This window comes from Breoghania sp., from assembly GCF_030066895.1.
Taxonomy (GTDB): Bacteria; Pseudomonadota; Alphaproteobacteria; order Rhizobiales; family Stappiaceae; genus Breoghania.
Genome location: NZ_JASJAV010000007.1, coordinates 149,521 through 169,921, shown reverse-complemented (window position 1 = coordinate 169,921; position 20,401 = coordinate 149,521). Strand labels below are relative to the sequence as shown.

23 protein-coding genes and 2 pseudogenes are annotated in these 20,401 nt (G+C 63.1%); 18 read left to right on the top strand and 7 right to left on the bottom strand.

Annotated elements, in window-relative coordinates; all coding sequences use genetic code 11:
• A partial coding sequence (locus QNJ43_RS10025) for a MarR family winged helix-turn-helix transcriptional regulator (RefSeq protein WP_300469597.1) occupies positions 1-317 on the bottom strand: 317 nt, incomplete at its 3' end.
• Positions 318-657: 340 nt separating this feature from the next.
• Here QNJ43_RS10025 and hmgA point away from each other — a divergent pair.
• Positions 658-2,015: pseudogene (gene hmgA / locus QNJ43_RS10020) on the top strand (homogentisate 1,2-dioxygenase).
• Positions 2,016-2,135: 120 nt separating this feature from the next.
• Here hmgA and QNJ43_RS10015 read toward each other — a convergent pair.
• The 4 genes from QNJ43_RS10015 to QNJ43_RS10000 all read right to left on the bottom strand — a co-directional run bounded on the left by QNJ43_RS10015 (position 2,136) and on the right by QNJ43_RS10000 (position 5,685).
• Positions 2,136-2,744 (bottom strand): hypothetical protein, encoded by a 609-nt coding sequence (locus tag QNJ43_RS10015; RefSeq protein ID WP_300469595.1) that lies wholly within the window; start codon positions 2,742-2,744, stop codon positions 2,136-2,138.
• 354 nt (positions 2,745-3,098) lie between these two features.
• Entirely contained in the window at positions 3,099-4,046 is a 948-nt protein-coding gene (locus tag QNJ43_RS10010; protein ID WP_300469593.1) for a tyrosine recombinase XerC, read from the bottom strand.
• Positions 4,047-4,135: 89 nt separating this feature from the next.
• Positions 4,136-4,321: a hypothetical protein gene (locus QNJ43_RS10005; RefSeq protein WP_300469591.1), complete on the bottom strand. Its 186-nt coding sequence runs from the start codon at positions 4,319-4,321 to the stop codon at positions 4,136-4,138.
• A gap of 56 nt (positions 4,322-4,377) precedes the next feature.
• Entirely contained in the window at positions 4,378-5,685 is a 1,308-nt protein-coding gene (locus QNJ43_RS10000) for an MFS transporter (RefSeq protein WP_300469615.1), read from the bottom strand.
• Here QNJ43_RS10000 and QNJ43_RS09995 point away from each other — a divergent pair.
• Entirely contained in the window at positions 5,636-5,860 is a 225-nt protein-coding gene (locus QNJ43_RS09995; RefSeq protein ID WP_300469588.1) for a hypothetical protein, read from the top strand. The genes QNJ43_RS10000 and QNJ43_RS09995 overlap by 50 nt on opposite strands.
• Positions 5,861-5,945: 85 nt before the next feature.
• Positions 5,946-6,452: a MarR family transcriptional regulator gene (locus QNJ43_RS09990; protein WP_300469586.1), complete on the top strand. Its 507-nt coding sequence runs from the start codon at positions 5,946-5,948 to the stop codon at positions 6,450-6,452.
• Positions 6,453-6,720: 268 nt separating this feature from the next.
• Here the strand turns inward: QNJ43_RS09990 and fsa are convergent.
• Positions 6,721-7,369, bottom strand: a pseudogene (fsa, locus tag QNJ43_RS09985) (fructose-6-phosphate aldolase).
• Positions 7,370-7,499: 130 nt separating this feature from the next.
• Here fsa and QNJ43_RS09980 point away from each other — a divergent pair.
• The 8 genes from QNJ43_RS09980 to QNJ43_RS09945 all read left to right on the top strand — a co-directional run bounded on the left by QNJ43_RS09980 (position 7,500) and on the right by QNJ43_RS09945 (position 16,570).
• Positions 7,500-9,692 (top strand): primosomal protein N', encoded by a 2,193-nt coding sequence (locus tag QNJ43_RS09980; RefSeq protein ID WP_300469584.1) that lies wholly within the window; start codon positions 7,500-7,502, stop codon positions 9,690-9,692.
• Positions 9,693-9,997: 305 nt separating this feature from the next.
• The gene (locus QNJ43_RS09975) at positions 9,998-10,558 is read left to right on the top strand and encodes a F0F1 ATP synthase subunit delta (RefSeq protein ID WP_300469581.1); all 561 of its coding nucleotides are present in this window, start codon (positions 9,998-10,000) and stop codon (positions 10,556-10,558) included.
• Complete coding sequence (gene atpA, locus QNJ43_RS09970; RefSeq protein ID WP_300469579.1) at positions 10,558-12,090, top strand: F0F1 ATP synthase subunit alpha; 1,533 nt, start codon at positions 10,558-10,560, stop codon at positions 12,088-12,090. Before QNJ43_RS09975 ends, atpA begins: the two co-directional genes overlap by 1 nt.
• A gap of 30 nt (positions 12,091-12,120) precedes the next feature.
• Complete coding sequence (locus tag QNJ43_RS09965; RefSeq protein ID WP_300469578.1) at positions 12,121-13,002, top strand: F0F1 ATP synthase subunit gamma; 882 nt, start codon at positions 12,121-12,123, stop codon at positions 13,000-13,002.
• Positions 13,003-13,129: 127 nt separating this feature from the next.
• On the top strand, positions 13,130-14,554 hold the full coding sequence (gene atpD, locus QNJ43_RS09960) for a F0F1 ATP synthase subunit beta (RefSeq protein ID WP_300469576.1): 1,425 nt from the start codon (positions 13,130-13,132) through the stop codon (positions 14,552-14,554).
• A gap of 78 nt (positions 14,555-14,632) precedes the next feature.
• Positions 14,633-15,040 (top strand): F0F1 ATP synthase subunit epsilon, encoded by a 408-nt coding sequence (locus QNJ43_RS09955; RefSeq protein ID WP_300469574.1) that lies wholly within the window; start codon positions 14,633-14,635, stop codon positions 15,038-15,040.
• Between the two features lie 492 nt (positions 15,041-15,532).
• The gene (locus QNJ43_RS09950; RefSeq protein WP_300469572.1) at positions 15,533-15,877 is read left to right on the top strand and encodes a hypothetical protein; all 345 of its coding nucleotides are present in this window, start codon (positions 15,533-15,535) and stop codon (positions 15,875-15,877) included.
• A 144-nt stretch (positions 15,878-16,021) separates the two neighbouring features.
• Positions 16,022-16,570 (top strand): hypothetical protein, encoded by a 549-nt coding sequence (locus tag QNJ43_RS09945; RefSeq protein ID WP_300469570.1) that lies wholly within the window; start codon positions 16,022-16,024, stop codon positions 16,568-16,570.
• 95 nt (positions 16,571-16,665) lie between these two features.
• On the opposite strand, the gene QNJ43_RS09940 is transcribed toward QNJ43_RS09945, so the two are convergent.
• Positions 16,666-16,881, bottom strand: coding sequence for a hypothetical protein (locus QNJ43_RS09940; RefSeq protein WP_300469568.1), 216 nt, complete (start codon positions 16,879-16,881; stop codon positions 16,666-16,668).
• On the opposite strand from QNJ43_RS09940, the gene QNJ43_RS09935 reads away from it, so the two are divergent.
• The 7 genes from QNJ43_RS09935 (at position 16,868) to QNJ43_RS09905 (ending at position 20,234) form a co-directional block, all read left to right on the top strand.
• Complete coding sequence (locus tag QNJ43_RS09935) at positions 16,868-17,773, top strand: hypothetical protein (protein ID WP_300469566.1); 906 nt, start codon at positions 16,868-16,870, stop codon at positions 17,771-17,773. The two genes, QNJ43_RS09940 and QNJ43_RS09935, sit on opposite strands and share 14 nt — an antisense overlap.
• 181 nt (positions 17,774-17,954) lie before the next feature.
• A complete protein-coding gene (locus tag QNJ43_RS09930) occupies positions 17,955-18,410 on the top strand; it encodes a hypothetical protein (RefSeq protein ID WP_300469564.1) in 456 nt (151 codons plus the stop codon).
• Between the two features lie 301 nt (positions 18,411-18,711).
• Entirely contained in the window at positions 18,712-19,197 is a 486-nt protein-coding gene (locus QNJ43_RS09925; RefSeq protein ID WP_300469561.1) for a hypothetical protein, read from the top strand.
• Positions 19,198-19,364: 167 nt separating this feature from the next.
• The gene (locus tag QNJ43_RS09920) at positions 19,365-19,664 is read left to right on the top strand and encodes a hypothetical protein (RefSeq protein ID WP_300469559.1); all 300 of its coding nucleotides are present in this window, start codon (positions 19,365-19,367) and stop codon (positions 19,662-19,664) included.
• Positions 19,661-19,846, top strand: coding sequence for a hypothetical protein (locus tag QNJ43_RS09915; protein WP_300469557.1), 186 nt, complete (start codon positions 19,661-19,663; stop codon positions 19,844-19,846). Before QNJ43_RS09920 ends, QNJ43_RS09915 begins: the two co-directional genes overlap by 4 nt.
• Positions 19,788-20,075, top strand: coding sequence for an autotransporter domain-containing protein (locus QNJ43_RS09910; RefSeq protein WP_300469555.1), 288 nt, complete (start codon positions 19,788-19,790; stop codon positions 20,073-20,075). The genes QNJ43_RS09915 and QNJ43_RS09910 overlap by 59 nt, the downstream gene beginning before the upstream one ends.
• A gap of 3 nt (positions 20,076-20,078) precedes the next feature.
• The gene (locus QNJ43_RS09905; RefSeq protein WP_300469553.1) at positions 20,079-20,234 is read left to right on the top strand and encodes a hypothetical protein; all 156 of its coding nucleotides are present in this window, start codon (positions 20,079-20,081) and stop codon (positions 20,232-20,234) included.
• Positions 20,235-20,401: the final 167 nt, after the last annotated feature.

Here is a 20,401-nt window from a genome sequence, read left to right as displayed (position 1 = left end):
CATCCTGAGGAGGCGCTACGCGCCGTCTTCAAGGATGGGCCCCTTGTTTCGCATGCGCCCTTCCCGGTGCTCTTTTCCTCAAAACCCCGCAAGCTGTCGCAAACACCGCCGCAGAACGTCCTGTTCCTGCGGCGAGAAAGCGCCATCAGGTCCGCATCATGTTCACGGGCATGGGCGGAGAGATCCTCGTAGGCTTTGCGGTCCGCAGCCGTCAGTTCCAGCCGCTCCAGACGGTGGTCGTTTTCAAGCTCGGTGCGGGTGAGATAGCGGCGCGCCTCAAGGGCGCCGACAGCGCGGCTGATCTTGGTCTTGTGCATGCGCGTGCGCGCCCATGGCTTTGGCCGTCATCGGGCCGTAACGGCCGAGATGGAACATATAACCCGCCATTCCGTCCGAAGCATGCCGTAACGCGCCTTGTAGATGTGCTGGAACGACATCCCCGCCTGGTTGAGCAGGTAGGGCAGGAAACTCTTCAAATCGAAATCCGCCTCTTCCTCCGGTGCTCCCGAGGAGCAAGGCTACAGTCGTGGCTTCATTGATTCGTCCATCTTGCTAGTTACATTTACAACTAATAGGACATTTCGTAACGGAAGGACAGGGCGTTACAGGCGATGCTCTGAAAGTGACGTTTCACGAAGGTCGAGGGAGGCCAGGGCCATGAACGAACTCCACACCGTTGCCAGGGCGACGCCGCAAGCGACCCAGGGTCCGCATGCCGCCTACATGCCGGGCTTCGGCAACGATTTCGAGACCGAGGCTCTACCCAGTGCACTGCCCCAGGGCCAGAACAGCCCGCAGAAACGCAATTACGGCCTCTACGCCGAGCAGCTTTCTGGTACGGCGTTCACCGCCCCGCGCGGCCAGAACGAGCGGACCTAGTGCTATCGCATCCGTCCCTCCGTCAAGCATACCGGCCGGTTTAAGAAGATCGACGTGCCCTACTGGCAGAGCGCACCGAATGTCGATTCGGACGTGATCAGCCTCGGCCAGTATCGCTGGGATCCGGTGCCGATGTCGGATGCCCCGCTGACCTGGATCACCGGCATGCGCACCATGACGACAGCCGGTGACGTCAACACCCAGGTCGGCATGGCCGCGCACATCTACCTCGTCACCCGCTCCATGGAGGACGAGTACTTCTTCTCCGCCGATTCAGAGCTGCTGGTGGTGCCCCAGTCCGGCCGCCTGCCTTTGCCACGGAACTCGGCGTGATCGATCTGGAGCCGAAGGAAATCGCCATCCTGCCGCGCGGGCTTATCTATCGGGTGGAGGTGCTGGAAGGTCCGGCGCGCGGTTTCGTCTGCGAGAATTACGGCCAGAAATTCGATCTGCCCGGCCGAGGTCTCAGCGGCGCCAACTGTATGGCCAATCCGCGCGACTTCAAGACCCCCGTTGCCGCCTTTGAGGACCGGGAGGTCGAAAGCACGGTGGTGGTGAAATGGTGCGGCGCCTTCCATGCGACGCAGATCGGCCATTCGCCGCTCGACGTGGTCGCCTGGCACGGCAATTACGCGCCCTGCAAGTGCGATATGAGGACCTATTCGCTCGTCGGCGCGATTCTGTTCGATCACCTCGATCCCTCGATCTTCACCGTGCTCACCGCGCCCTCCGGTCAGCCGGGCACGGCCAATATCGATTTCGTGCCCTTCCGCGAGCGTTGGATGGTGGCGGAACATTCCTTCCGCCCGCCCTGGTATCACAAGAACATCATGAGCGAGCTGATGGGCAACATCTACGGCGTCTACGATGCCAAGCCGCAGGGCTTCGTGCCCAGCGGCATGTCGCTTCACAACATGATGCTGCCGCACGGCCCCGACCGGGACGCTTTTGAGGGCGCTTCCAACGCCGATCTCGGCCCGGAAAAGCTCGACGAGACCATGAGCTTCATGTTCGAGACGCGCTTTCCCCAGCACCTGACGGGCTTTGCCGCCAACGAGGCGCCCTTGCAGGACAATTACATCGATTGCTGGGACAGTCTCGAGAAGAAGTTCGACGGCACGCCGGGCGTGAAATAACGCCCCGATCGTTCAGGCGATCAGCAATTCGGATGACAGCACGCGGGGGTGATCCCGACGATTATCCCCGCGCCGTCGAGGTGAGATAGAAAACGATGACCGGGACGTGAGATATCCACCTCACGCCCGAAATGTCGTGCCGGGGCGCAATGCAGCCGGAGTTCTGGGGGGGGGGGCCTTGTCGTCCTCGGCAGACGACTTGACCGTGCCGTCATGGGTGGCGATCGATGCGCCGACAGTGGCATCCGCCGCCGTCGACATGTTCGGCTTCGGGGCCTCGGTCGTCTGCTGGATCTTGGAATAGGGGCAGGCGACGGCGAGAGAGGTCGAAAGGGCGAAAGCGGCAGTCAGGGTCGCGAGCGTCGCGGTGCGAAACATGAGATTCTCCGGTCTCTGGGACGAATTGTCACATGATAGCAGATAACGCAACGTCATCCGCGCGCGAAAGAGGCTCACGCCAATGTGTTCTCGCACTTGCTGCCGTCGGATGAGCGCCGCGCCCTCGTCGTCGCGGCGCAGTCCGTAGGTCGCGAGCACGTTCGGCTTGCGGTCGTTGTGGAAGTCGTAGGTCACCGAGACGCGCGTACGGTCTCCCTGCACCAACATGTCGACATGCCGATAGGCGGAGAAGGTGGAGAAAGTGGCGACGAAATGGCCGTTGCCACGCTTGGAGCCTTCCGTCCAGCCCCAGCCCCAGGTGCAATCCCGCGGGGCGCATTTGGTGAACACGCGCACCCGGTGAACCAAACCTGCTGCCCTTGCATTGGGATTCGACCTGGATACGGCTGACATCCCTTGTCCGGGCATGCGGATTGACCCAGGTGCCCGTCTCTTCGATGAAACAAGCGATGGCTTCGGCTTCCGTCGGTTCCGGCCACATCAGCCAAGCAGTCGAGATCGAGCCGGCCAAGGTGAGCGTCGCTGCCGTAAACAGGCTAGCCGGCTTAGTTAGCGAAGTCCCGAACATGAGGGTCTTCTCCCTTGGCATGCCGCCTCAACGGCGGCGATTACCACTAGTTTAAATTACCGGGGTTTACGCAAACCTTACGACGTCAAAAGGACCTCGTGTCCGTGATACTGGCTTCAGGCGCGCGGATGCGCCTTGCGATAGATCGCGACCAGGCGCTCCGTATCGACCCCGGTATAGACCTGGGTGGTCGACAGGCTGGCATGGCCGAGCAGTTCCTGAATGGTCCTGAGATCCCCTCCGCCCGCCAGAAGATGCGTGGCGAAGGAATGGCGCAGGGCGTGCGGTGTCGCCGTGTCCGGCAGCCCGAGCGCCCCACGCAGGCGCTGCATGGCGAGCTGGATCATCCGTGCGTTCAACGGCCCTCCGCGCGCGCCGCGAAAAAGCGCGCCGTCGGCGTCGATCGCAAAGGGGCAGATCTCCAGATAGTGCTCCACCGCCTCGCCCACGACCGGCAGAACCGGCACGATCCGTTCCTTGCCGCCCTTGCCGACGATCCTGAGCGTTCGAGTCTCGTGGGTCGGCGCCTCCGCCCTGGTCAGGCCGAGAGCTTCCGAAATACGCAGACCGCAACCGTAGAGCAGGGTGAGCACGGCGGCATCGCGTGCCGCGATCCACGGCTCCTCCTCAAGGGCCTGTCCCGGATCGACCACGCGTGCGGCCTCGTCCGCCGTCAGCGGTTTGGGCAGCGTCTTGGGCTGGCGCGGGGCGCGCACTGCCCGGATCGTCGCCGCATTGGCGAGGCCCTGCTTTTCCAGATAGCTCAGGAAGGAGCGCAAGCCCGCCAGACCGCGCGCCAGCGTGCGCGCACCCGCCCCGTCCATCCGACGGCGGGCAAAGAAGGCGCGGATATCGGCGGGCGTGAGACGCGCGATCGCATCCGGACCGGGCGCACCGCCCAGATGCAGAGTCAGAAAGGAGAGGAACTGGCTGACATCGCGCTCATAAGCGGTCAGCGTCTTGTCGGCGAGCCGCCGCTCCGAGCCCAGATGGTCGAGCCACTGCGCTACCAGGCGCATGAGCGCCGGTTCGGCGATAACGAGGGGGGCTTCAATCTGGTTCATGGTGATGCGCGATCTCGATGCGACTCAATGTCGAACAAGGGTCGCAAAGCTCCACGCGCATCACAAGCCGGCTCTCGTTACCGCCTGCTTCAGGCCGAGGGAACGGGGACCGCCGAACCGGGGGCGGCCTGCCTGTCCCGCCCATCCGTCTCGCCCTGCACGATCACCAGTTCCGGTCCTGATCCCGCCTCGCTCGCCATCGCGACGGTGAAGGAGCCGTGGACCATATCACCGATACCGCCCGTATGCGGGGCGCCCAGAACGAGATAGCGCACGCCATGGTGGCAGGCTTGCGCCGAAACCTGGCGGGGAGCGGCACCGGCCGCCGCCTTCAGGATCTGCCGCGCCCGGTGAGCCCGGCCTGCGCGATGCGTTTCAGGGCGGCCGCGACGGCGCGCTCGGCGTCTGCTGCGGCTTCGATCTCCGCGCCGCCTTCTGCGAAGACCTCGCTCATGCGCACGTGGATAGCGAGGATTTCCGCATACAGCGGGCGCGCGATCTCGATGGCGCGGGCGATCACGGGAAGATCGGCGGACGTGCCGTCGATGGCGGCCAGCACCGTTGTCGCGGGACGGATCTCGCCCGGCTCCGCCGCCTGCTCGGCGATGATCGTGCGCCGCCGCACAAGGATGATCGCCGGTGCGATGAGAGCGGCGATGGCCGCCACGGCGAAGGTGGCGGTGACGCCGACATGCTCCGCGATCGTCGGCGCTAGGAAGGGAGCGATGACGCCGGCGAAGCAGCGCAGGAAGTTGTATCCGGCCGATGCCACCGGGCGGGGCACATCGGAAACCTCCAGCGCAAGCTCGGTGAAATAGGTGTTGATCAGCCCTATCACCGCGCCGGAGATGACAACGCAGACGGCGACGACGCCCGGCGCGGACACGCCCATCACGACGAGCAGCACGGCAAGGATGGCGAGCGCGGTGTAGATCACCGGCAGGAGCCCAAAACGGGCCTCCACGCGTGGCGCGACGAGGACGGAGAAGACCGCGAACAGCAGTCCCCAGCCGAAGAAGATCAGCCCGACCGCATGGGCCGACATGTTCAGCACGAAGGGGGCGAAGGCCAGCACCGTGAAGAAGGCGTAATAGTAGAAGAAACCGGAGAGCGAGACCGTGAACAGCCCCGGATGCGCAAGCGCGCGGACAGGCGCGGTAAGCGAGACCTTCCTTGCGGGTTTCGGCTGGTCGGGCAGGAACATCAGGATGGCTATGAGGCCGATCGCCATCAGCGTCGCGGTGCCGAAGAACGGCCAGCGCCATGAATGGGCGCCGAGTGCCGCCCCGATCAGCGGTCCGACGGAAAGGCCGAGGTCGATGGCTGCCTCGTAGAGCAGCACGGCCGAGCCCGTTCCCCCACGCGCCACCGCAACGATGACCGAAAGCGCCGTGACCACGAAGAAAGCGTTGCCGAGGCCCCAGCCGGCGCGGAAGTTGACGAGTTCGAGCACCGAATTCGATGTGCCCGCAAGCCCTACGAAGACGACGATCAGCGCCGCGCCGAGGATCAGCGTCAGGCGGCTGCCGAGCCGGCTGGAAACCCAACCCGTCACCAGCATCACCACCGAAGTGACGAGGAAGTAGCTGGTGAACAGCAGCGAGACCTGGTTGGCGGAGGCGTTGAGGCCGGTGGCGATGGAGGTCAGGATCGGGTCGACGAGACCGATCGAAATGAAGCCGACGACACAGGCAAACGTCGTTGCCCAGACAGCCTTGGGCTGGGCGAAGAAACTGGCGGTTGACGACGGCGCGGCGGAGGCCGTCTCCGCATCGCGATGGGCGGGGGAAGATATCTGGGCAGATCCGGAATAGGAGAATTGGTGGAGACGCGGAACTTACCCGATGTTCGCGCACAATCAAGTTGTACTATACAAATAAAAATGAAATGGACGACCGCATGAGCTCTCCCACCGACCCGACCGTCCCTGATCCGAACGCCCCTGAACTGTCCAGCCGTGACGACGCAGTTTCGCCTGCGATCCTCCGTCTGGAGCCGGATCTGGCGCTGCTGGTGCGCATGCTGGACGGCATCTACCGCCGGCGGGACTATCCGATGGAGCGGGCGCATTATCTGCTGATGCTGAGATTGCTTGACGGCCCGCGCACCAGTGGCGAGCTGGCGAGCGAACTTGTCCTCGACCATTCCACGGTGACCCGTCAGATCGCGGCAGTGGAGAAGAACGGCTACGCACGCCGTCGCGCCAATCCCGCCGACGGGCGCAGCGCGCTGTTCGAGGCGACCGAGCACGGCATTGCGCAATGCGCGGCCATGCGTGACGTGCGGCTTGAACGGCTGGAGCACCTGCTGGCGAAGTGGAGCGAGGAGGACCGGATGCGCTTTGCGGATCTCACCGCGCGGTTCATCGAGGCCCTGCTGGAACTGGAGGTGAGCAGAGAGGTCTGAGCGGGGTGTGATGGGGGAGGGGGCGGAGCTTGCGGCTCATCCTTCGAGACGGTCGCTTGCGCGACCTCCTCAGGATGACGTTGTGGGTGTTGCTGGGATTTCAGCGAACCAACCCCACGATAACGTCATCCTGAGGAGGCCCGCAGGGCCGTCTCGAAGGATGGGCCACACGCCCTGAAGCCGCCGCTTCACTTTCCGTCGCGCATCAAAAAGTTGCTGGCACCCGGGAGCGCCAACGGCTTTTGAAAACGTGCGGATCGAACCGATCTTACAGAATGGTCTTGCCCCAGTCGGCCAGGAACTGTTCCAGGCCCTTGTCGGTAAGTGCGTGCTTGACGAGGCTCTTGAGAACGGCGGGCGGGATCGTTGCCACGTCGGCGCCGATGAGGGCGGCCTGCTTGACGTGATCGACGCTGCGGATCGAGGCGGCGAGGATCTCGGTGTCGAGCATCTCGTAATTGTCGTAGATGGTGCGGATCTCGCGGATCAGCTTCATGCCGTCGACGCCGAGGTCATCGAGACGGCCGATGAAGGGAGACACGAAGGTCGCCCCCGCCTTGGCCGCGAGCAGCGCCTGGTTGGCGGAGAAGCAGAGCGTGACGTCGACCATGTGGCCCTTCGTCCGTCAGAACGCGGCAGGCCTTGAGGCCGTCCAGCGTCAGCGGCAGCTTGATCGCCACATTGTCGGCGATCTTGGCGAGCAGTCGGCCTTTCTCGATCATCGCATCCGCTTCGGTGGTGGTGACTTCGGCGGAGACCGGGCCGTCGACCACTTCGCAGATTTCCGCGATTGTCTCCTTGAACGGCCGTCCGGACTTCAGGATAAGCGAGGAATTGGTGGTGACGCCGTCCAAGAGGCTGATCTCGGCCAGTTCACGGATTTCGGCAATGTCGGCTGTGTCGACGAAGAATTTCATGGGCGCGGGGGCTCCTGTTGGGCTAACCGGGGTGAAGGTCGCCTGACGGTCTTTCGTGCTTGCTTTAACGTAGTCGGATGCAAATCGCATCCCGATTCGGCTAACTTGTGACCTCGAAACGCTGAATGCCGTGCTCTTCGAACCAGAACCACCAGAACGAATCGTCCCGGTCCTCGTGCCCGTGGCCGTGGAAGGCGCGTGGTCCTACCGCGTGCCCAACGGGGTCGACGTGCGTCCGGGCTCGATTGTCGAGGTCCCGGTCGGTCCGCGCAAGGTCATCGGCGCCGTCTGGGACGGCGAGGCCGATACCTCCATCGATTCCAAGCGCCTGCGCAATATCGAGCGCGTCTTCGACGTGCCGCCGATTTCCGAGGATTTGCGCCGATTCGTGGAATGGGTGGCCAATTGGACGTTGGCGGCGCCCGGCATGGTGCTGCGCATGGTTCTGCGCGTGCGCGATGCGCTGGAGCCGGAACCGCCGGTCAAGGGCGTGGCGCTTGCCGGAGATCCGCCCGCGCGCATGACACCCGCTCGGGCCCACGTGCTGGATATTTTGCAGGAGACTCCGACCGGCTGGACCAAGTCGGCGCTTGCGGGAGAGGTCGGTGTCAGTCCCGGCGTCGTCGACGGGTTGATCGAACACGGAACGCTGGCAAGCGTCACCCTTCCAAGGCCCCGCCTGCCGCAGCTCGATCCGGAAAAGTCGGGCCCGACCTTCACCCCGGCCCAGGCCCGCGCGGTGGAGGAAATCCGAGCCTCCGCCAAGGACGGATTTTCCGTCACCCTGATCGACGGCGTCACCGGCTCAGGCAAGACCGAGGTCTATTTCGAGGTGGTGGCGAAAGTGTTGCGCAAGGGTCGTCAGGCTGTGGTGCTCTTGCCGGAAATCGCGCTCACCAACCAGTTTCTCGACCGATTCGAGGCCCGATTCGGCGGGCGGCCGGTCGAATGGCATTCCGAACTTTCGGCCAAAAAACGCGCGCGGACCTGGCGTGACATCGCCTTCGGCGAGGCCAAGGTGGTCGTCGGCGCGCGCTCCGCCCTGTTTCTGCCCTATCGCGATCTCGGCCTGATCGTGGTCGACGAAGAGCACGATTCAGCCTTCAAGCAGGATGATCGCGTGCCCTATTCGGCCCGCGACATGGCGGTGGTGCGCGGCCATCTCTCGCATTTTCCGGTCATCCTGTCCTCCGCTACGCCGTCCGTCGAAAGCCGGGTGAATGCAGAGGCCGGACGCTATCAGCGCATCGTGCTGGAAGAGCGCGCGTCGGGCGCGGAAATGCCGACGCTGACCGCCGTCGACATGCGCAACGAGGGGCCCGAGCACGGACACTGGCTGGCGCCGAAACTCATCACCGCCATGAACGAAGCGCTGGAAGACAAGGCCCAGAGCCTGCTGTTCCTGAACCGGCGCGGCTATGCCCCGCTGACGTTGTGCCGCCATTGCGGCCACCGGTTCCAGTGTCCCAATTGCTCCGCCTGGCTGGTCGAACACCGTTTTCGAGGCAAGCTCGTCTGCCACCATTGCAGCCACGAGGAACGACGCCCGGACGTCTGCCTGTCCTGCGGTGCAGCCGATTCGCTGGTGGCGTGCGGGCCGGGCGTGGAGCGGATCGCGGAGGAGGTGAACGAACTTTTTCCCGAAGCGCGAAGTTTGGTTCTCTCCTCCGACAGTTTCACCACGCCCGAACGCATGCGCCAGGAACTGAAGATGGTGGAGGACGGCGAGGTCGATATCGTCATCGGCACCCAGCTCGTCGCCAAGGGCCACAATTTCCCGCTGATGCGGCTCGTCGGCGTGGTCGATGCGGATCTAGGGCTGGCCAACGGCGACCCGAGGGCGGCGGAAAAGACTTTCCAGCTTCTGGCGCAGGTGACCGGCCGTGCGGGCCGTATCGGCGGCGGCGGCCTCGCTTTCCTGCAGACGTATGCACCGGAAAACCCAGTGCTGCAGGCGCTTTTATCCGGCGATCACAATCAGTTCTATCAGGAGGAAATCGCCGCGCGCCGCTCCGCCGGACTGCCGCCTTTCGGCCGTTTGGCAGCGATTATCGTGTCTGCGCCCGAACGCGGCGAGGCGGAAGGATATGCTCGCGTGCTCGCGCGCGTGGCCGCCACATTGGTCGATCGGCACGTCATGGTTCTGGGCCCCGCGGATGCCCCGCTGGCGCTGGTGCGCGGCCGTCATCGCCAGCGTTTTCTCGTCCAGACGGTGCGCGGTTTCGACATGCAGGCCTGGCTGCGCGCCTGGCTTGAGGCGGCCCCGAAGCCGCGCGGCCAGATTCGTGTGCAGGTCGATGTCGACCCCCAAAGTTTCATGTGATGGGAAATTTCAGGCAGGCGGAGGGACCCCGGCAACGCAAGGGGAGCAGCTTGTCGTCGCTCTGCCCCAGGGAGAAGTCTTGCGGGGATATCTACGTCTTTGGTCGAGGAATGGCGTGATTCTCCCTATTCCATGGCACCGGTAATGTTGCGCACCCGTCATCACTATGTTATGCGAAGCCCGACTTTGGCGGTGCGGGCTCGGACAGGGGGCGTGGTGCCAGAAATATTCCTTTAAATTCAGATCCCTACCCAGGGAATGCGTCTGGGTGGGCATTTGACGTGCGTCAGCAGAGCACGGACACGGTGACAGACAACCACTCCCTCGTCTCAGGTGTTGCGAAGCGGTACGCCTCCGCTCTTTTCGACCTTGCCGAAGAGCAGAAGGCGGTGAAAGCGACGGAGGCCGACATCGCCGCTGTAGAGAAGCTTCTCGGCGAAAGCGAAGATTTGATGCGGCTCGTCGAGAGCCCGTCATTTTCCGCCGAAGAGCAGATCGGCGCCATGGGCGCGGTTCTGGAGAAGGCCGGTATTGGTGGTTTGACCGCCAATTTCGTCAAACTGGTGGCATCGAATGGCCGCCTGTTCACGCTTCCCGACATGTTTCGCGGTTTCCATGAGCTCGCAGCCGCCTCTCGCGGCGAGGTGACGGCCAGTGTCGTTTCCGCCGCCGAGCTTAGCGATGCGAATGTCGATGCCCTCAAGGCCGTCTTGAAGAAGGCGGTGGGCAAGAACGTGAAGATCAATGCAACCGTCGATCCTTCTCTGATCGGCGGTCTTATCGTTAAGGTCGGCAGCCGGATGATTGATACATCCCTGCGGACCCGCTTGAATTCTCTCAAAATTGCGATGAAAGAGGTCGGCTGATGGATATTCGGGCCGCGGAAATCTCCGCCATCCTCAAGGAGCAGATCAAGAATTTCGGTCAAGAAGCCGAAGTTTCCGAGGTTGGCCAGGTGCTGTCCGTCGGTGACGGCATTGCCCGCGTCTACGGTCTGGACAATGTGCAGGCCGGCGAGATGGTCGAGTTCCCGGGCGGTATCCGGGGCATGGCGCTGAACCTTGAGGCGGATAATGTCGGTGTCGTTATCTTCGGTAACGACCGGACGATTAAGGAAGGTGACACGGTCAAGCGCACGGGCGCCATCGTGGACGTTCCGGTCGGCAAGGGCCTTCTCGGCCGCGTTGTCGACGGTCTCGGCAGCCCGATCGACGGCAAGGGCCCGATCGAATCGGACGAGCGCCGCCGCGTGGACGTGAAGGCGCCGGGCATTCTGCCGCGCAAGTCGGTGCATGAGCCGATGTCGACCGGTCTGAAGGCCGTCGATGCGCTCATCCCGGTCGGTCGCGGTCAGCGCGAGCTGATCATCGGTGACCGCCAGACCGGCAAGACCGCGATCATCCTCGACACCTTCCTCAACCAGAAGCCGCTGAACCAGTCCGACGATGAGCACCAGAAGCTCTACTGCATCTACGTCGCGGTCGGTCAGAAGCGTTCCACGTTCGCCCAGTTCGTGAAGACGCTGGAAGATCACGGCGCTCTGGAATATTCCATCGTCGTCGCCGCCACGGCGTCCGATCCTGCCCCGATGCAGTATCTGGCACCGTTCGCCGGTTGCGCGATGGGCGAGTTCTTCCGCGACAACGGCATGCACGCGGTGATCGGCTATGACGATCTGACCAAGCAGGCCGTGGCCTACCGTCAGATGGCCCTGCTGCTCCGTCGTCCGCCGGGACGTGAAGCGTTCCCGGGCGACGTCTTCTACCTGCACTCCCGTCTGCTGGAGCGTTCGGCGAAGCTCAACGAGAAACACGGCTCCGGTTCGCTGACCGCGCTTCCCGTCATCGAGACCCAGGCGAACGACGTGTCGGCCTACATCCCGACCAACGTCATCTCCATCACCGACGGCCAGATCTTCCTCGAGACGGATCTGTTCTTCCAGGGCATCCGCCCGGCGGTGAACGTCGGTCTGTCGGTGTCGCGCGTGGGCTCTTCGGCCCAGGTCAAAGAGATGAAGCAGGTGGCCGGTCCGATTAAGGGCGAGCTGGCGCAGTACCGCGAAATGGCGGCGTTTGCGCAGTTCGGCTCCGATCTGGACGCCACTACCCAGTGCCTGCTGAACCGTGGTGCCCGTCTGACCGAGCTTCTGAAGCAGCCGCAGTTCTCGCCGCTGAAGACGCAGGAACAGGTTGCCGTGATCTATGCCGGCGTGAACGGCTATCTCGACAAGCTGCCGGTGGACAAGGTCGGCGCCTTCGAGCAGGGCCTTCTCACCTACATGCGTGGCGAGCAGGCCAGCCTGCTTGACGAGATCTGGGAAAAGAAGGCGTTGAACGACGAACTGACCGGCAAGCTGAAGTCGGCCGTCGAGCACTTCGCCAAGACTTTCGCAGCGTAATAACCGCACGGATCGGGAGCGGGAGTGCTTATGGCGTCACTCAAGGATCTTAGAAACCGCATCGCCTCCGTCAAGGCGACGCAAAAGATCACCAAGGCCATGCAGATGGTGGCCGCGGCGAAGCTGCGTCGTGCTCAGGAGGCGGCGGAAGCCGCACAGCCCTACGCGGAGCGCATGGGTGCCGTTCTGGCCGATCTGGCGAGCGCCTTCGAAGGGCGCCAGGACGCGCCGACGCTGATGACCGGCACGGGCAAGGACGATGTCCATCTGCTCGTGGTGGCCACGGCGGATCGCGGCCTTTGCGGCGGCTTCAACAACTCCATCGTGAAGCTCGCCAAGGAGCGGGTGCGTCGCCTTCAGGCCGAGGGTAAGGATGTCAAGATCCTCTGCGTCGGCAAGAAGGGCTACGACATCCTTCACCGCGACTATGGCAAACTGGTGATCGACACGATCGAGCTGCGGGACGTCAAGTCCATCGACTTCAGCAATGCCGATGACATCGGCAAGCGCTTGCTCTCCCTGTTCGACAAGGGCGAGTTCGACGTCTGCACCCTCTTCTATGCGCAGTTTAAGTCGGTGATCTCGCAGATCCCGACCGAACAGAAAATCATTCCGGCTTCGGTGCCGGAAGCGGACGAAGCGGGCGTTCACGCCAACGAGATCTATGAATACGAGCCGGGCGAGCCGGAGATCCTGCGCGATCTTCTGCCGCGCAACGTCTCGGTTCAGATCTTCCATGCGCTGCTTGAGAACGTGGCTTCCGAACAGGGCGCGCGCATGTCCGCGATGGACAACGCGACGCGTAATGCCGGCGAGGTGATCGACAAGCTGACGATGAGCTACAACCGCCAGCGTCAGGCTCAGATCACCACCGAGCTGATCGAAATTATTGCGGGCGCGGAAGCGCTTTAGGGTATCGCGTGTTCATGTGAACGTGGCACCGATGCTCTAGCACAGTGGAAACGAGCAATTGCCCGCCTTTCGGGGATGCCTTTCGGGGGCGGGTTGCTCTGACCGGATTTGAGACGAGGAACTCGTGATGGCTGACAAAAAGGTCGGAAAAGTCACCCAGGTCATCGGCGCCGTCGTCGACGTCCGCTTCGAAGACCACCTGCCGGAAATCTTGAACGCTCTGGAGACGGATAGCCAGGGCAATCGCCTGGTGCTCGAGGTTGCTCAGCACCTTGGTGAGAACACGGTTCGCACCATCGCCATGGACGGCACCGAAGGTCTGGTGCGCGGCCAGGAGGTGAGGGACACCGGAGATTCGATTTCGATTCCCGTGGGCGAAGGCACGCTCGGCCGTATCATGAACGTGATCGGCGAGCCCGTGGACGAAGCCGGCGAGATCAAGGCGGAGACCCGGCGCGGCATTCACCAGCCGGCCCCCGCTTATGTCGATCAGTCGACGGAAGCGGAAATCCTGGTCACCGGCATCAAGGTCGTCGACCTGCTGGCGCCTTACGCCAAGGGCGGCAAGATCGGCCTGTTCGGCGGCGCCGGCGTGGGCAAGACCGTTCTGATCATGGAGCTGATCAACAACGTCGCGAAGGCGCACGGCGGTTACTCCGTGTTCGCCGGCGTCGGCGAGCGTACCCGTGAAGGCAACGACCTTTACTGGGAAATGATCGAATCCGGCGTGAACAAGGAAGGCGGCGGGGAAGGATCCAAGGCCGCACTCGTCTACGGTCAGATGAACGAGCCCCCGGGAGCGCGCGCCCGCGTCGCCTTGTCGGGTCTGACGGTGGCCGAACACTTCCGCGACCAGGGCCAGGACGTGCTGTTCTTCGTGGACAACATCTTCCGCTTCACCCAGGCCGGTTCTGAGGTGTCGGCGCTTCTGGGCCGTATTCCTTCGGCGGTGGGCTATCAGCCGACACTGGCGACCGACATGGGCGCCATGCAGGAGCGCATCACCACCACCAAGAAGGGCTCGATCACGTCAGTGCAGGCCGTCTACGTGCCCGCCGATGACCTGACCGACCCGGCCCCGGCCTCGACCTTCGCCCACCTGGACGCCACGACGGTTCTGTCGCGCTCTATCGCGGAAAAGGGCATCTACCCGGCCGTGGATCCGCTGGACTCCACCTCGCGCATGCTCGACCCGCGCATCATCGGCGAGGAGCACTACGCTGTTGCCCGTCAGGTGCAGGAGATCCTCCAGCGCTACAAGGCGCTTCAGGACATTATAGCCATCCTGGGCATGGACGAGCTGTCGGAAGAGGACAAGCTGACGGTGGCCCGCGCCCGCAAGATCGAACGCTTTCTGTCGCAGCCCTTCTTCGTGGCCGAGGTCTTCACCGGTTCGCCCGGCAAGCTCGTCGACCTCAACGACACGATCAAGGGCTTCAAGGGCCTTTGCTCCGGCGAGTACGACCACCTTCCCGAGGCCGCCTTCTACATGATCGGCTTGATCGAGGAAGCGGTCGAGAAGGCGCAGAAGCTCGCCGTCGAGGCTGCCTGATCCACAGATCGGCAATCGATTTGAGCGCCGGAGCGGATGACTGCTCCGGCGGGTTTTCAGGAACGAACGAGGCCTGTCATGGCGGAACTGTTTCAGTTCGAGCTCGTTTCGCCGGAACGTCTGTTGCTTTCCGAAGCGGTGAGTGGAGTGGTCGTGCCGGGCACGGACGGCGATTTCGGCGTCTACAAGAGCCACGCCGCCGCCATGTCGACCATCCGTCCGGGTGTCGTCACGGTTGAGCATGCAGACGGTCACGAGAGGAAGCTCTACATCATCGGCGGTTTCGCCGACGTGAATTCCAAGGGCCTGACGATCCTCGCCGAAAAGGCGACTGACGTCGCCGATATCAAGGCCGAGGACATCGCCGAACAGATCCACCACGCGAAAGAAGACTTTGCCGACGCAAAGGACGACGATCAGCGCATCGCCGCCTCCACCAAGCTCGACGATCTGAAGAACATCCAGGCCGCTCTCGCGTCCCTCTAGGTCGCAAATCCGAGGCCTGCCCGATCCCACGATCGGATCCAGGACGCACCAAGTATCAAAGCCCCGTCGGTTCTCCGGCGGGGCTTTTCTTTGTTTCGGCCTGTGTCTCGCAGTGCGGCGGAACCCTGTTCCGCCCGGCGCGCCTTCGCGCATCCACGTCAGCGTGACCGCATGCCCCCGTCCGTCGGCCGGTTGTCGGTCCGGCGCGAAACACGGCGGGATTGTGGCAGAAACGCACCCCAGTCCTGAATAGTCTCACCCTCTTTCATATCTATACTTGACGTAACGTCCTTCCCGCCAGACTCTCACTTGATCAGAAGTGTCTGTGGATATGTTCAGAATACTGAATATAATAAGAGAACAACCAAGTTACGACGCGAACTTGCCTCGAATGCGCATTGGAAGAGGTTCCGTAGAACTGCGGTGTGAGAATTCGGAACGCAGGATCACGTCCGACCATCCGACTTGCGGAAATTATCGGAAGGACTTCGAATGACCGGGGCCAGGAAGTTTTTTGCCGTCATCGCATTGCTGCTCGGAGCGATGCTGACGACAGCTCAGACGGTGTGTGCCCAGCCGACGTTCTCCGCCGCGTTCTCACCTAGCACGATCGCTGCCGGATTCGAATCCGTTCTCACCTTCACGATTACCAACGGAACGAGCACGTCGGTCACTTGGATGACCTTCTCCAACACGCTGCTGGCCGGCATGACGGTTGCGGATGTTCCCCCAGACCGAAACCACCTGTTCGACCGCTGTCGTCACGGTGAATTCCACCGACTCGTTCACCTTCAAAGGCGACGGTTCGGCAAATGGCGCGAGTGTGGGCGGGAATGACAGCTGTACGGTTTCCGTCAGCGTGACCGCGGCCTTGGCCGGCTCGTACAACAATTTGTCGGGCGCTCTCAGCACCAGCGCGGGCAGCGCCGGAACCGCCTCCGCGAGCTTGACCGTGGAGATTCCACCCGACTGGAATTCGACATGGCGTTTTCGCCGAGTTCCGTCGGTATAGGTGCCGCCTCGACGCTCACCTATACGATTACCAATCCCACGGCTACGATCGTCACGAGCGTGGCCTTCACGAACACGCTGCCCTCCGGCCTCGAGGTCGCGTCTCCGAGCAGCTTGACAACAGACTGTACCGGGGCAACGGCAACCGCGACGTCCGGGTCGCAGACGGTCCAACTTGCCGGCGGTTTCTCCACCGCGGCCGGGTCGTGCACGGTTACGGTTGACATCACCAATACCAGTGCCGGCACCTATGTGAACTCCGCCAACCTGACCTCCTCGCAAGGCACGTCGGGCACGGCGACGGACACCCTGACCGTGACCGGGCCGACCGGCGACCTGACGCTCGTCAAGCAGTTCAACAGGACCTTGGCGGCGCCGGGCAGCTCGATCGATCTGACCAACACGGATACGGGCACCGGCGCGACGTCGATCACCTTCACCGATAATCTCGACGGCGCCCTGAGCGGCCTGACGGTATCTTCCCTGCCCGCCGACGGGTTCTGCGGATCCGGCGCATAACTGACGGGGTCCACGGTGCTAACGCTTTCCGGCGCCTCGCTCGATGCGCGCAGCTCCTGTACCTTCACGGTGACGCTCGACGTTCCTTCGTCTGCTTAGGGTGGAACCGTCACCAGTACCTCAAGCTCGCTGAGCGGCGATGTCGGCGGCTCCCCGGTCACCGGCGATCCGGCAAGCACCTCCTTCAACGTTGTCTCGACGCCGCCGGTGATGACGAAGTCCTTCACCGACGATTCGATCTCGGCCGGGGATAGCGTCACCCTGGAATACGTGATCATCAATCCGAGCAGCACGACCGTGCTGAGCAGCATCGTGTTCTCCGACAACCTGGCCGACATGGCCGAAGCGTCGGTGACCTCGGGTACAGGTTCGAACCTCTGCGGTTCGGGGCCGTTCGTCTTTACGCAGGAGGTCAGCGGAACGCCGTCGTTGCTGTTGAGCGTAGGCAATCTCGTGGCCAGCGGCTTGTGCACGATCACGTTGACGCTTACGATGCCCGGTAATCAACCTGCCGGGAGCTTCGTCTCCACGTCGAGCGATGTGACGAGCGACAGCGGCACCGGCGCTCCCGCCACCAATACGCTCGTGGTGTCCGCCCCGGCGCTCGACGTGAATCTCGTCAAGATCTTCACCGATGATCCGGTTCTTCCCGGCGGCACGGTGACGCTGGAATTCACCCTTCGCAATGACGACGAAGCGACGGCCATCAGCTCCCTTGCCTTCACTGACGATCTCGACAGCATGCTGAGCGGTGCGGTGGCGACGGGCCTGCCTACCACCAATGTCTTCGGAACCAGATTGACGCTTTCCGGCACGAGCACGATCTCGCCTGCCGGCGGCACGCTTGCGGCAGGCGACTCGTGCACCTTCACGGTCTCCGTGCAGGTTCCCGGAGGGGCCGCGACCGGCTCCTATCCGAACACAACGTCCTATGTCAGCGGCGATACGGGAGGCGGCACGGTTACCGCGACTTCCAGCGCGGCGAGCGATACGCTCGAGGTAAATGACGTGGTGGTGGTGACCGGCACGAAGAGCTTCACCGACGATCCGGTGACGGCCGGGGCCGATGTGACGCTCGAATACACGCTGACCAACCCGAATACGGGCGATGATGCCACCTCCATCGCTTTCACCGACAATCTGAACGGGATGGGCCTGCCTTCACCGGGCTTGACGCTCGTAGGATCGATGCCACGCTCGTAGGAGCGATCCGTGCGGTTCCGGCTCCACCCTGACGCTGAGCAGTGGCAGTACCGGAACGCTGACCCTGAGCGGTGGCAACATCCTTGCGGGCGGGTCGTGCACCTTCTCCGCCGTGTTCACCGTTCCCTCAAGCGCCGATGCCTATGTCTACGGCAGCACCTCTTCCGCGATCTAGTCCTCGGTGGATGGAAACACGCTGACGACGGCAGCCGGAATTAACGACACGCTGACGGTCTTGTCGCCTTACGAAAACATCATCTTCTCCACGAGCTTCACCGACGATCCGGTGGAGACCGGCGGGACGGTGACCCTGGAGTTCACGCTCGACAACTCGATCAATTCGGTGGCGATCGACAATGCGACGTTTACCGACGATCTCACCGCGATGGGCTTTTCCGCCAGCGCGACAGCCGATTCGGGAAGCTGTACCGGAGGCGCCACCTGGTCGGTGACGGGCACGACCAACATTACCGGCACCGTGTCGAACCTGCCCGGCAGGGTGACCTGTACCTTCTCAGTCTTCGTTTCCATTCCCTCCGACGCCCCGGCGGGTATTCACACCAATACCACCAGCACGGTGTGTCCGTGGATATCGGCGGCAATATCGACACCGTTGCCGCAGCCAGCGACGAACTGACGGTCTCGCCCACCAACGTCACCCTTGCAGAAGAGCTTTTCCGGCGATCCGGTGGCTCCCGGCGGTACTGTTTCGGTCACCTACACGATCCTCAACCCAGCCGGCGCCAGTGCACTTACTGACATCCGCTTTACGGACGATACGATGCCGCGCTTTCCGGTTTTGCGATAACCGGCTCTCTGCCCAGCAATCCGTGCGGAGGAGGGTCTGCACTCAGCGGCACAAGTGCGCTGCAGCTCACAGGCGGCAGCCTCAGTGCGTCCGAAACCTGTCAGTTCACGTCGATCTGCTGGTTCCCTCCATGGCGCCTCCGGGCTCGTACAACAGCACGTCCGGCGCCCTGTTTGAGACGACCACGCAGATTGCGCCGGCCGCTTCCGACACGCTGGAGATCACCAATCCCGGCGCCAACCTGAACTTCACGATGCAGTTCACCAACAACCCCGTAGCACCCGGCGGCACGGCAACGGCCGCGTTCACCATCGAAAACCCGGATTCCGTGGCAACTGCCTCGGGCCTGGGCTTCACCATGCCGGTCGACGGGTTCATTTCCTGCGGCGCGACCGTTTCCGACGGTACGAGCCTGACCATGTCGGGCGGGTCGCTGGGGCCGGGCGACACTTGCTCCTTCGCCGTGAATATCAGCATTCCAAGCGGGGCGTCGACGAGCAAGGTGGTGTTCACCACCGCGGCGCTCGACGTGACGGTCAACTCGGTCGCGACCACGGTTGCCGCGGCAAGCGACATGTTGCAAGTCCAGCAGCAGGTTCCGTCACGGTGGCGGTGAGTTCAGCGGAGACGGCACCTTTACCTTCTCCTCGACCGCCCCGTTGCTTGACGGGCTGGTCGTTGTAACCAGCGGCGGCGTCGGCACCTCCGGCGCCATTTCGCTGACTTCCGGCAGCTATACGCTCTCACTGCCCGAAGCCGGACGTCCGGGACGGTTTCGGCCTGATGAGCATCGCCTGCGTAAAGATGGGCGGCACGACCAACTCCACGGTCAGCGTCTCCTCCGGCTCCGCGAGCATCACCCTGGAAGGAAGTGAGTCCATCGCCTGTACCTTCGGGGCGGTCAATTCACGCGAGCGCACGACGGAGGTGATCAACCGCTTCCTGCGAAAGCGCGTCGACATGATGCTGTCGAACGAACCGGGGCAGAACCGGCGCATCGATCGGCTTCGCAACCGCTTCGGCGGCGGGGGGACAGCGGCACGGGCACCCCCTTCGACGTCACGGCCACACAGGCGGGCGTGAGTACCGTGGCGATGGTTTTCGAAAGCTCCGTATCGCAAATTCGCTCCGCCTATGCCGCGCAGGACAGGGCCAAGCAGGCGCTTCTGGCGACCTCCGGCGTGTTCGCCAACAAACCCGAGCGGATTGCCGTCGGAAGAGACGCTGTGGGACGTCTGGTTTCGCGGTTCGTTCACGTGGTTTGAGGACAATGCCGGCGGCACTGACAGCGATGGCGTCTTCGCCATCTTCCACGCGGGTGCGGATTATCTGCTGAGCGATCGAATCCTCGTCGGTGCCCTGGTGCAGCTCGATTATCTGGATCAGGATTTCACGACCCTGAACGCCAATGCCAACGGCGTCGGCTGGATGGCGGGGCCCTACGCCACGGTGCGGCTGACCAACAATCTCTATTTCGATACCCGCGCCGCCTGAGGCATGTCGGCCAACGAAATCAGCCCGTTCAACACCTACACGGACGATTTCACCACGACGCGCTGGCTGGTCAGGGCCGGGGTGATCGGGGACTGGCGCTACCGGAGCTGGAACTTCCGCCCCTCCGCCAACGTCGCCTACATGGAAGAGACGCAGTAGAGCTACACGGACTCGCTCCACGTCTTCATCCCCGAGCAGACGGTCGGGGTCGGCCAGCTCGATTTCGGTCCGGAGATTACCTACACCTATCTCAGCGCATCCGGCCTGACGATCTCGCTCGGCCAAGGTTACCGGGATCTGGAATTTCAAGCGCGACACTTACGGGA

Bases quoted from the DNA above. Each gene is read 5' to 3' on its own strand.
- QNJ43_RS10010 (WP_300469593.1), bottom strand. From the start codon at position 4,046: ATGAACCAGATTGAAGCCCCCCTCGTTATCGCCGAACCGGCGCTCATG.
- QNJ43_RS09990 (WP_300469586.1), top strand. From the start codon at position 5,946: ATGAGCTCTCCCACCGACCCGACCGTCCCTGATCCGAACGCCCCTGAA.
- atpA (WP_300469579.1), top strand. From the start codon at position 10,558: ATGGATATTCGGGCCGCGGAAATCTCCGCCATCCTCAAGGAGCAGATC.
- QNJ43_RS09965 (WP_300469578.1), top strand. From the start codon at position 12,121: ATGGCGTCACTCAAGGATCTTAGAAACCGCATCGCCTCCGTCAAGGCG.
- atpD (WP_300469576.1), top strand. From the start codon at position 13,130: ATGGCTGACAAAAAGGTCGGAAAAGTCACCCAGGTCATCGGCGCCGTC.
- QNJ43_RS09955 (WP_300469574.1), top strand. From the start codon at position 14,633: ATGGCGGAACTGTTTCAGTTCGAGCTCGTTTCGCCGGAACGTCTGTTG.
- QNJ43_RS09950 (WP_300469572.1), top strand. From the start codon at position 15,533: ATGACCGGGGCCAGGAAGTTTTTTGCCGTCATCGCATTGCTGCTCGGA.
- QNJ43_RS09945 (WP_300469570.1), top strand. From the start codon at position 16,022: ATGGCGTTTTCGCCGAGTTCCGTCGGTATAGGTGCCGCCTCGACGCTC.
- QNJ43_RS09940 (WP_300469568.1), bottom strand. From the start codon at position 16,881: ATGCTGCTCAGCACGGTCGTGCTGCTCGGATTGATGATCACGTATTCC.
- QNJ43_RS09925 (WP_300469561.1), top strand. From the start codon at position 18,712: ATGGCGCCTCCGGGCTCGTACAACAGCACGTCCGGCGCCCTGTTTGAG.
- QNJ43_RS09920 (WP_300469559.1), top strand. From the start codon at position 19,365: ATGAGCATCGCCTGCGTAAAGATGGGCGGCACGACCAACTCCACGGTC.
- QNJ43_RS09905 (WP_300469553.1), top strand. From the start codon at position 20,079: ATGTCGGCCAACGAAATCAGCCCGTTCAACACCTACACGGACGATTTC.